This window comes from uncultured Parasphingopyxis sp. (assembly GCF_937129435.1).
Classification (GTDB): domain Bacteria; phylum Pseudomonadota; class Alphaproteobacteria; order Sphingomonadales; family Sphingomonadaceae; genus Parasphingopyxis.
On the sequence record NZ_CAKZNF010000061.1, the window covers coordinates 25,745 to 35,239 of the forward strand.

Consider the following 9,495-nt stretch of genomic DNA (forward strand, 5'->3'; position numbering starts at 1 on the left):
AAGAATATCCGTGCCGGGAGAGACCCATGGCCACCGATACCGCTACCGCCGAACCCCAAGCCGTCGACAAGGCAGCGATCCTCGCCCGATATCGCGAGGAACGCGACAAGCGCATCCGCCCCGACGGCAACGAGCAATATCTCGAACTCAAGGGGCAGCTCGCCCATTATGCCGAAGACCCCTATGTCCCGCGCAAAGAACGCGAACCGCTGACCGATCACGTCACCGTCGCGTTCGTCGGCGGCGGATTTTCCGGGCTTGCGACGGGCGCGCGGCTCAAGGAAGCGGGGATCGACGACATCCGAATCGTCGAAAAGGGCGGCGATTTCGGCGGCACCTGGTATTGGAACCGCTATCCGGGCGCGCAGTGCGACACTGCCTCGATGATCTACATGCCGCTGCTCGAAGAGACGGGGCATATGCCGAGCGAGAAATATGTCCACGCGCCGGAAATCTTCGATCATTGCCGCCGCATTGGCGAACATTACGGGCTTTACGAGCATGCGCTCTTTCACACACGCATCGAACGCCTCGAATGGGACGGCGAGCTTTCGCGCTGGACGATCGAGACTGATCGCGGCGACAAATTCACCGCGCAATATGTCGCGCTCGGCACCGGCCCGCTCCACGTCCCCAAGCTTCCCGGCATCCCCGGCATCGGCGATTTTGCGGGACACAGCTTTCACACCAGCCGCTGGGACTATGCCTATACCGGCGGCGACGAACGCGGTGCGCCGCTCGACAGGCTCGGCGACAAACGCGTCGCCATCATCGGCACCGGCGCGACATCGGTGCAGGTCGTCCCGCACCTCGCCCGCGCCTGCAAGGAGCTGTACGTCGTGCAGCGCACGCCCTCTTCGGTCGATGTGCGCGCCAACGAGCCGATCGATCCCGACTGGTTCGAAGAGATATCGACGCCGGGCTGGCAGACGCGCTGGCTCGACAATTTCACCGGCAACCAGGGGCTGGGCTTTGCGACCGAGGATCTGGTCAAGGACGGCTGGACCGACCTCGCCCATCGCATTCGAAGCCGGATCGCCGATCTGCCGCCGGAAAAGCGCACGCCCGAAAACATGCTCGCGGCGTGGGAAGACGCCGATATCGAGAAGATGGAGGAGATCCGCGCCCGCGCCGGCGAGATCGTCAAGGACGGCGAAACCGCGGAGAAGCTGCAAGCCTGGTATCGCCAGCTCTGCAAGCGGCCCTGCTTTCACGACGAATATCTGCAGGCGTTCAACACGCCGGGCACGCACCTGATCGACACCGACGGCAGGGGCGTCGAGCGGATCACCGCCAAAGGCTTCGTCGTCGGCGGCAGGGAATATGAAGTCGACTGCATCGTCTATGCTTCGGGCTTCGAGGTCGGCACCAGTCTCGAACGCCGCATGGGTTTCGATCCGGTCGGCCGCGACGGGCAGACGCTTTCGCAAGCATGGGAAGACGGGATGCGGACCAAGCACGGCATTCATGTGCACGGCTTTCCCAACCTGTTCCTCGTCCAGGCGACGCAAGGCGCCAACCTGATCTCGAACTACCCGCACAATCTCGTCGACAGCGCCAAGACCATCGCGACGATGATCGCCCATGCCGAAGAAACCGGCGCGGACGAGATCGAGGTGACGCAAGAGGCGCAGACGAAATGGGTCGAGCTATTGATGACCGGCCCCGGCATGCTGATCGGCACGCCCGATTGCACGCCCGGCTACTACAACAATGAAGGCCACCCGACCGAGCAAGCCAAATACGCCGTCGGCTATCCCGCGGGCGCCCAGGCCTATTTCAAGTATATCGAGGACTGGCGCACGAACGGGCGATTCGAGGGGGTGGAGTTTCGCTAGCGCCGCGCGAACAGCGTGCGTTTCTTCGCAAAGGTCACACCTGCTTTACACTTGCTTGACACAGGCCTGGGCAATTGGGTCCCGGAAAAGGCCGTACGCGGGTATCGGAACACCCGGAAGTCGCACATGTCCCCCTCCACGCGCGCGAGCGCAGCGCTGGACCGTTTCGCCAATATGCACCACTGAGAAGGAGCCGCGCGGAGGCTATCAGAGCAGAGGACGAGTAGGACAGGGAAAAGGTCCGCATTGCGTCCACAGCAGGCGACGGATGGATTTCTGCATTTGGGTGGTTTTCTGAACGCCGATTTTGAAGCGCTGAAGACATTCACTACTTTGCAAGCGCCACGATTGCGAGGTTCGCGAAAGCTATGGCCGGACGGTCATGGTCGCGGGTCTTCTCCATATCGATTGGCGCCCATCGACCCGGGCCAAAATGCTAGAACGAGCGTCAATAGCGACAATACTATGAAGGCTAGGCTCTCAACGAGATGCGGCTCCCTAGGCACAATACGATGATCAACAAAACTCTCTGCGTAAACGGACAAAAATTCGATATCACGCCAAAAAGTAATGGCAATTGGTGGCAATGCCACCAAGCCCAACCAACCTGACCTGTCCTGATCGTGAAGGCGACGAATGAACAATGCAGGCATGGGAATAAATAGTAGAATCTGGACCATGAACCGGACCACGAAGGTCGCGTAGAAGCCTAGAATGACCGACGCTATGCCTACTGCGATGAAGTTAGCTGCTGTTGCTAATATCGCGTAGACGACCAAATCTGTCCGCCTCGTTCGCCCGGAAAATCTGAAGACCCCATTCAGTGCCCGGAGGAGGCCTGAACGAAACAGCTCGATGTTCTCGTTCATCGGTTCGTAGGCCATGAAATTCTGCCTGCATCATTTTGCCGATGTCCGCAAATGAGTCGAAAGCCGAACGTCGGCCTTAATCTGAACGTCGGCTTTAATTGTGTGACCCTCTGCCATTGTACAGTCACACTCCGTCCTGAAACCGAGCAATTGCTCTGCAGCCATCAAATCTAGGCCGCCTGACTCGCCTCGTCCTTGCGGCTTTCCTCGTTCAGCATTTCCGCCAGCAGGAAGGCCAGTTCGATCGCCTGGCCCGCGTTCAAACGCGGGTCGCAATGGGTGTGGTAGCGGTTGCCGAGGTCCTGTTCGGATAGGTCCATCGCGCCGCCCGTGCATTCGGTGACGTCCTGACCGGTCATCTCGCAATGGATGCCGCCGCCATGGGTGCCTTCGGCGCGGTGGACGGCGAAGAAGCCCTTCACCTCGGCAAGGATGCGGTCGAACGGGCGGGTCTTGTAGCCCGACGCCGCCTTGATCGTGTTGCCGTGCATCGGGTCGCACGACCAGATGACCGGGTGACCTTCGGCCTTTACCGCGCGCACGAGCGGGGCGAGGCCGTCCCCGACCTTTTCATGGCCGAACCGGCTGATCAGCGTAATGCGGCCCGGCGAGCGATCGGGATCGAGGATGTCGAGCAGCTTGAGCAGGTCGTCCGTGGCAAGGCTCGGCCCGCATTTCATGCCGATCGGGTTCGATATACCGCGGAAGAATTCGACATGCGCCGAATCCTCGAACCGCGTCCGATCGCCGATCCAGACGAAATGGGCGCTGGAGGCGTAATAATCGCCGGTCGTGCTGTCCTGCCGCGTCAGCGCCTGCTCATAGGGCAGCAGCAGCGCCTCGTGGCTGACGTAAAAGTCCGTGCCGTTGAGTTGCGGCACACGGTCGGCATCGATGCCGCACGCGTCCATGAAGGCGAGCGCCTCGCCGATCCGGCCGGCCAGTTCCTCGAACTTGGTCGCCCAGGGGCTGCGTCCCATGAAATCGAGCGTCCAGCTGTGCACCTTGTGGAGGTTGGCATAACCGCCGCCGGCATAGGCGCGCAGCAGGTTGAGCGTCGCGGAGGCCTGCGAATAGGCGCGCAGCATCCTCTGCGGATCGGGAATGCGCGAGGCGGGCTCGAACGCGATGTCGTTGACGATGTCGCCGCGATAGGAGGGCAGGGTGACGCCGTCCTGCTCCTCGACGTCGGAGGAGCGCGGCTTGGCGAACTGCCCGGCCATTCGGCCGACCTTCACCACCGGCATCTTCGAGGCATAGGTCAGGACGACGGCCATCTGCAGGATGACGCGGAAGGTGTCGCGGATATTGGTGGGATTGAACTCGGCGAAGCTTTCGGCGCAGTCGCCGCCCTGCAGCAGGAAGGCGCGGCCCGATGCGACTTCGGCAAGTTCGGCGCGAAGCTGCTTCGCCTCGTCGGCGTAGATCAGCGGCGGATAGGAGGCGAGCGTCTGCTCCACCGTGGCAAGCGCCGCGGCATCGTCATAGGCCGGCATCTGGATGCCGTTGGCCTCACGCCAGCTATCGGGTTTCCATTCCATACCCATCGCAATCGCTCACATTTCCGCCAGTTTCGCGGGATCGATGCGGCAGCATGACGCAGATTGCAACCAAGTTTTGTTGGTCACGGAGATAGGGAAATTGCACCGAATGTGCCGATCCGGCCCGCCGGTTTCGCCAGCGACGGGCCGGAAAGGCGTGACCGCTACCGCTGTCAGGCCAGATCAGTGTCGTCGACCCAGTTGCCGTGGAAACCGGGCGGGACGCGATGCGGTAGGCGAATCGTCGCGACCGGATCGCCCTCGAAATCCTTGACGTCGAGGATGACGAGATCGGTCGTCTCGTTGTCGGCATCGACGACGAGCCCCATCAGATGGCCGTCCAGTTCGCCCTCGCCATAGGGCACGAACACGAACTCGCCGGGATAGCGGTGCGTGCCGAAATCGTGCGTTTCGCGCGTGCCGGTTTCCAGGTCGTGCTTGTAGAGGAAGCTGTCGCCGACGAATTCGGCGCCGGCATTGTTCGTCGCGACGGTATAGGCGTAGCGATAGGGCTTGCCGGTGAGGCGTTCGTCGAAGCGCGGAAATTCCTGCGGATCGGGATCGAGCACGGTGCGTTCGACCTTGCCGCCCTTGCCGTCGATGACCCAGCGTTCGAAACTCATCCGGCTGTCGTCGGGGCCTTCGGTGCTTTCATGGAACAGCTTGTCGTGGACGCAGACGTCCATGACGACGGCACCATCCGCGCGCTCATAGGCATTGGCCGGGTGGAAGACATAACAGGGATCGATATCGTGCCAGACGATCGTGTCGCCGACCGCTTCCTTGCCGAGCAGCCCGATCCGCGCCTTGTGCTGCGGGTTCCAGGCATAGGGGAAACCATAGCCGCCCATGATCCGCTTCATCGAGAAGGTGACGGGCAGGTCCATGACGACGACATAATTGCCGGTGATCGCACAATCGTGGATGCTGGGCCCGTGTTCGACGGCGATGGGTTCGTCGCGGCGGACTTTCCCGTCGGTGCCGAGTACCGTGTGATGGACGACGTTGAGATCGGGTGCGTTGTACGTGATCGCGTGCAACTCGCCGGTTTCCGGATCCTTGTGCGGATGGGCGGAAAAGGCGCTGCCGAGCGTGCCGTCGAAATCGCTGTGCCGGACCGTGTCGAGCGTGTCGGACAGTTCGACCGGATGGCCGCCCGCCTCGACGACGCCGAAGATCTTGCCGGCATGGCCGATGACGTTGGTGTTGACGGTGTCGCTGCGATCGTTGCGCGGGCCTGGGGCAGGGGGCTCGCCCAGCGCCTTGCTGACCGCGTTCGAACGAAGCCAGCGATTGCGGTACCAGTCGGCCTGACCGTCCTTGATCCGGATGCCGTGAACCATGCCGTCGCCGACGAACCAGTGATGGGTGGCGGCGTTCACGGGTCCGATCGGATTGGGGCCGATCCGCATATAGCGTCCGTCGAGATGTGCCGGGATGGCGCCGGTTACAGGCAGCTGCTCGAGCGTCACCTCCTCGGTCATCGGCCGGTGGAGACCCGAGACATAGGGGTGATCGCCCTTGCGGCTCTTCATGGCGGCGCTCGCCTTGCCGATCCCCAGGATCGCCGATCCGACGCCTTTCCTGATTGTCTCTTCCACTTTGCTGGCCATGATTACTGTCCTCGTTTCGCTTCCGGTGAAAAGCCGCGGTTGCGGTCCGACTCGAAATGTTTACACTGTTATCTTAGGGCAAATGATAACAGTGTCAACATGAGTTGCAAAACAGGACGCGATGACGAAGAAAAAAGACGGCTATCATCATGGCGACCTGCGAAGCGCGCTCGTTAAAAACGGCCTGAAACTGGTCGCCGACACCGAAGACGGCGATGTCGGCCTGCGCGAGGTGGCCCGCGAGACCGGCGTCAGCGCGACCGCCGTCTACCGCCATTTCCCCGACAAGGACGCGTTTCTCCGGGCGCTGGCCGGTGCGGGATTCGAGATGCTTTACGACGCACAGGCGAAAGCGGCTGCGGGGCGGGCGGCAAAGGATGAAGGCTTTCGCGCCATCGGCCAGGCCTATGTCCATTTCGCGATCGATCATCCGCCGCTGTTTCGCTTGATGTCGCGCTACATGCCGAGCGCCGACGATTTCCGCGAAGGCCGGCTGGCCAAGGGCAATCGCGCTGGCCGGTTACTCACGGACTATCTGGCCGAATTGCTGCCCGGCGAAGAGAATGAATCAAAGCGGCAGGTTGCCGCGATTCAGGCGATTGCACTCGTTCATGGCCTCGCCCAGCTCGTGCTCGGTGGCCAGATTCCGAAGGACAGGTCGCTGATCGATGCTGCGGTGGACGAATTCGGCAGCTGGCATCACGAGAGCTGATCAGGCCCCGGGCACCCCGAGGCCACGCGCCGAAGCATTGATCCGCGCCAGCTGCTGCGAATTGCCCGAAAAGGCCTCGCGCGCGCGGCGCCAGGCGGCTGCCGCCTGAGACGACTGGCCGAGCTGCATCCGGGATCGCATCAGCATGATCCAGCCATCCGCATCATTGGGATTGTTTCGCAGCCGCCGGTCGAGCCCTTCGACCATATTTTCGATCATCATGTCCTGCTGGCCTTGCGGCAGCTGGCTGGCCGAGCGCATTTCCTGCGGGGTAGGCCCCGGAATGCCCTGCGTCGCGGCGGACGGCATCTGGTTCGCCGCAGCCGTCCCTTCGGGGGGAAGCCGGTCGCTGACATCGATCCCCGAAAGCTCCGACACCTCGTTGATCAGGCGCCGGACATCGGCGGCCCAGGGCGCATCGGGCGGCGAATCGCGGAGCAGCGCGATCCAGACATCGAGCGCTTCAGCCCGCTGCCCGGCCATGTCGAGCCTGACGCCTTCGAAATAGCGGGCACGCGGATCGGTCGGATCGAGCTCGAGCGCCCGGGCGAAGGCCTGTTGCGCGGCCGCCGGAAATTCATTCGGCGTCGCGAGAACGAGCGCTTCGCCGAGCGCGGAATGGTAGCGCGCATTGGTCGGGTCGAGTTCGGCGGCACGGCCATAGGCACGCGCCGAATCCTGATAGCGCTCGACCTGGAAATAGGAGAGGCCGAGCAGCGCCCAGCCCTCGACATCGTCGGGATTGTCATCGAGCCTCTGCTCGAGCTGCGGGATCGCCTGGCTGAGATCGCCGCCGGACGCCTCCATGGGCGCGCCCTCGGTCGGCGCACCGCTTTCGGCCGCGCCCTGGCTGCCGTCGCGGGTCAATGCATAGCCGATCGAGAAGGTCGCGATCGCCGCCGCCGCTATGAGCACATAGCGCCCCGGCCCCGATCGATCGTTGCTCTTTTGTGTCGCCGAACCAGCCATTTCGATCCTTTTCACGGAATTTCGCCTACTATCTAGCTTGTCGCGTCAAAGATGATAGGGTGATGACGGGTCGCACAGAAACTGGCAGTGTCCGGAACGATAACCGGGCCTTCGACGATTGAGCTTCAGGGGGAAGGGCGTGTCGGAGACATTTCGTATTGCGATCATCGGTTCGGGCCCGGCTGGCCTGAGCGCCGCCGCACGCGCGGCACAGCTCGGTATTTCGCACATCCTGCTCGAAAAGACCGATCACCTTTCCGATACGATCTACAAATATCAGAAGGGCAAGCACATCATGGCGACGCCGGATCAGCTGATTCTGCGTTCGGACATCGATTTCAAGGCCGGGAAACGAGAAGCGATTCTGGACATCTGGGACGAACAGACCGAGGGGCATTCGGTCAACGTTCGGTTGAATTCGGAAATCACCGCGATCGAAGGCGAAGAGGGCGCGTTCACCATCGGCCTCGCCGATGGCGAGAAGATCGCTGCCGAAACGATCATCCTGGCGATCGGCACCCAGGGCAATCCCAATCTCGTGCGCTGCCCGGTCGAAGACGGCGCGGTCGTCCAGTACACGCTCGACGATCCGGGCGAATATATCGACGAGCATATCTTCGTGATCGGTGGCGGCGATGCGGGAATTGAAAATGCGCTCGGCCTCGCCGCCGATCCCGAACAGCGCAACACGGTGACGCTGCTCAATCGCGGCGCCGACTTCCCGACCGCCAAGGGCGCCAACGTCAAGGCGCTCCAGGCCGCTCATGACGAGGGCCGCCTCACCATCATGACCGAAACCACGGCGGCAGAGATCAACAGAGGCGAAATCGTTCTCGACACCCGGGACGGCACGGCCAAGGCGCGCTGCGACCGGGTGATCGCGCGAATGGGATCGGCTCCGCCGCGTGCCTTTGTGGAGGCTTGCGGGATCGAGTTCCTCGGGCCGGACCGGACGGCCTTTCCGAAGCTTTCGCCGACCTTCGAAAGCACCAAGAAGGGCATCTATGTGATCGGCGCTCTCGCCGGCTATCCGCTGATCAAGCACTGCATGAACCAGGGTTATGACGTCGTCGAGTTCATCAACGGCAATGCCGATCTCAAACCTGCCGACGAGCCGCTGCTCGAGGCCAAATTCAAGGATATGCCGGGCAACCAGCCGGTCGAAGACTGGCTCGAATTCCTGCGTTCGCGAGTCGGAATCCTCAACGAAATGTCGCCGTTGCAAATGCGCGAATTCATGCTCGATTCCGAGGTGCAGTTCTATCGCAAGAACCAGGTCATCTTCGAAAAGGGCGATCCGGGATCGTCGGTCTTCGGCATCGCGCAGGGCAAGGTCCTCGTGCAATTGAGCGATACCGATCCCTCGCTGACCCAACCGATCGAGGAAGGATCCATCTTCGGCGAGGTCGGCCTTGTTTCGGGCCGCCGTCGCGGCTCGACGATTCGTGCCGCCGAGGACACCATCGTCGTCGAGATTCCGCGTATGGCCACGTTGAAGCTGATGGCATCGGTGCCGGCGGCGAAAGCGGCCGTGACGCGTATCTCGACCGAGCGGCAGTTGCTGCAGATGTTCGGATCGGGATTGAAATCCGAAGATCTGGTCGAGGTGCTCGACACCGCCGAGGTAATACAGGTGAAGGCCGGCGAAGCGGTGATCACCGAAGGCGAGACCGACAGCGATATCTACGTCATCCGCTCGGGATCGATGGTCGTCGAAAAGACGATTGGCCGAAAGCCGGTCTTCCTGTCGTACCTCCCGGCAGGCTCCTATGTCGGCGAAATGGCACTTCTCGGCGAGACGAAGCGCACCGCGACCGTCCGTGCGGCGATCAAGTCCGAGGTCATCAAGCTCGGCGGCGACGCTTTTGCCGCGTTGCTCGAGAAAAATCCGAAACTGTTCGAGCAGACGCGGCGCGAAATGTCCCGCCGCGAGGATCTCAACAATTTCGTCGA

At 62.1% G+C, this 9,495-nt stretch carries 7 protein-coding genes; 3 read left to right on the forward strand and 4 right to left on the reverse strand.

Features of this window, described 5'->3' with window-relative positions; translation table 11 throughout:
• Nucleotides 1-26: 26 nt before the first annotated feature.
• On the forward strand, nucleotides 27-1,838 hold the full coding sequence (locus tag Q0139_RS10755) for an NAD(P)/FAD-dependent oxidoreductase (protein ID WP_298021443.1): 1,812 nt from the start codon (nucleotides 27-29) through the stop codon (nucleotides 1,836-1,838).
• Nucleotides 1,839-2,218: 380 nt separating this feature from the next.
• Here the strand turns inward: Q0139_RS10755 and Q0139_RS10760 are convergent, their stop codons facing one another.
• The 3 genes from Q0139_RS10760 to Q0139_RS10770 form a co-directional block, all read right to left on the reverse strand.
• Nucleotides 2,219-2,722: a DUF805 domain-containing protein gene (locus Q0139_RS10760; protein ID WP_298021446.1), complete on the reverse strand. Its 504-nt coding sequence runs from the start codon at nucleotides 2,720-2,722 to the stop codon at nucleotides 2,219-2,221.
• A 155-nt stretch (nucleotides 2,723-2,877) separates the two neighbouring features.
• Entirely contained in the window at nucleotides 2,878-4,254 is a 1,377-nt protein-coding gene (locus tag Q0139_RS10765; RefSeq protein ID WP_298021448.1) for a class II 3-deoxy-7-phosphoheptulonate synthase, read from the reverse strand.
• A 167-nt stretch (nucleotides 4,255-4,421) separates the two neighbouring features.
• Nucleotides 4,422-5,861: a carotenoid oxygenase family protein gene (locus Q0139_RS10770; RefSeq protein ID WP_298021451.1), complete on the reverse strand. Its 1,440-nt coding sequence runs from the start codon at nucleotides 5,859-5,861 to the stop codon at nucleotides 4,422-4,424.
• A 121-nt stretch (nucleotides 5,862-5,982) separates the two neighbouring features.
• On the opposite strand from Q0139_RS10770, the gene Q0139_RS10775 reads away from it, so the two are divergent.
• A complete protein-coding gene (locus Q0139_RS10775) occupies nucleotides 5,983-6,573 on the forward strand; it encodes a TetR/AcrR family transcriptional regulator (RefSeq protein ID WP_298021454.1) in 591 nt (196 codons plus the stop codon).
• Here the strand turns inward: Q0139_RS10775 and Q0139_RS10780 are convergent, their stop codons facing one another.
• Nucleotides 6,574-7,557, reverse strand: coding sequence for a tetratricopeptide repeat protein (locus Q0139_RS10780; protein ID WP_298021457.1), 984 nt, complete (start codon nucleotides 7,555-7,557; stop codon nucleotides 6,574-6,576).
• A gap of 124 nt (nucleotides 7,558-7,681) precedes the next feature.
• Here Q0139_RS10780 and Q0139_RS10785 point away from each other — a divergent pair.
• On the forward strand, nucleotides 7,682-9,495 hold a 1,814-nt coding region (locus tag Q0139_RS10785; RefSeq protein WP_298021461.1), incomplete at its 3' end, for a cyclic nucleotide-binding domain-containing protein.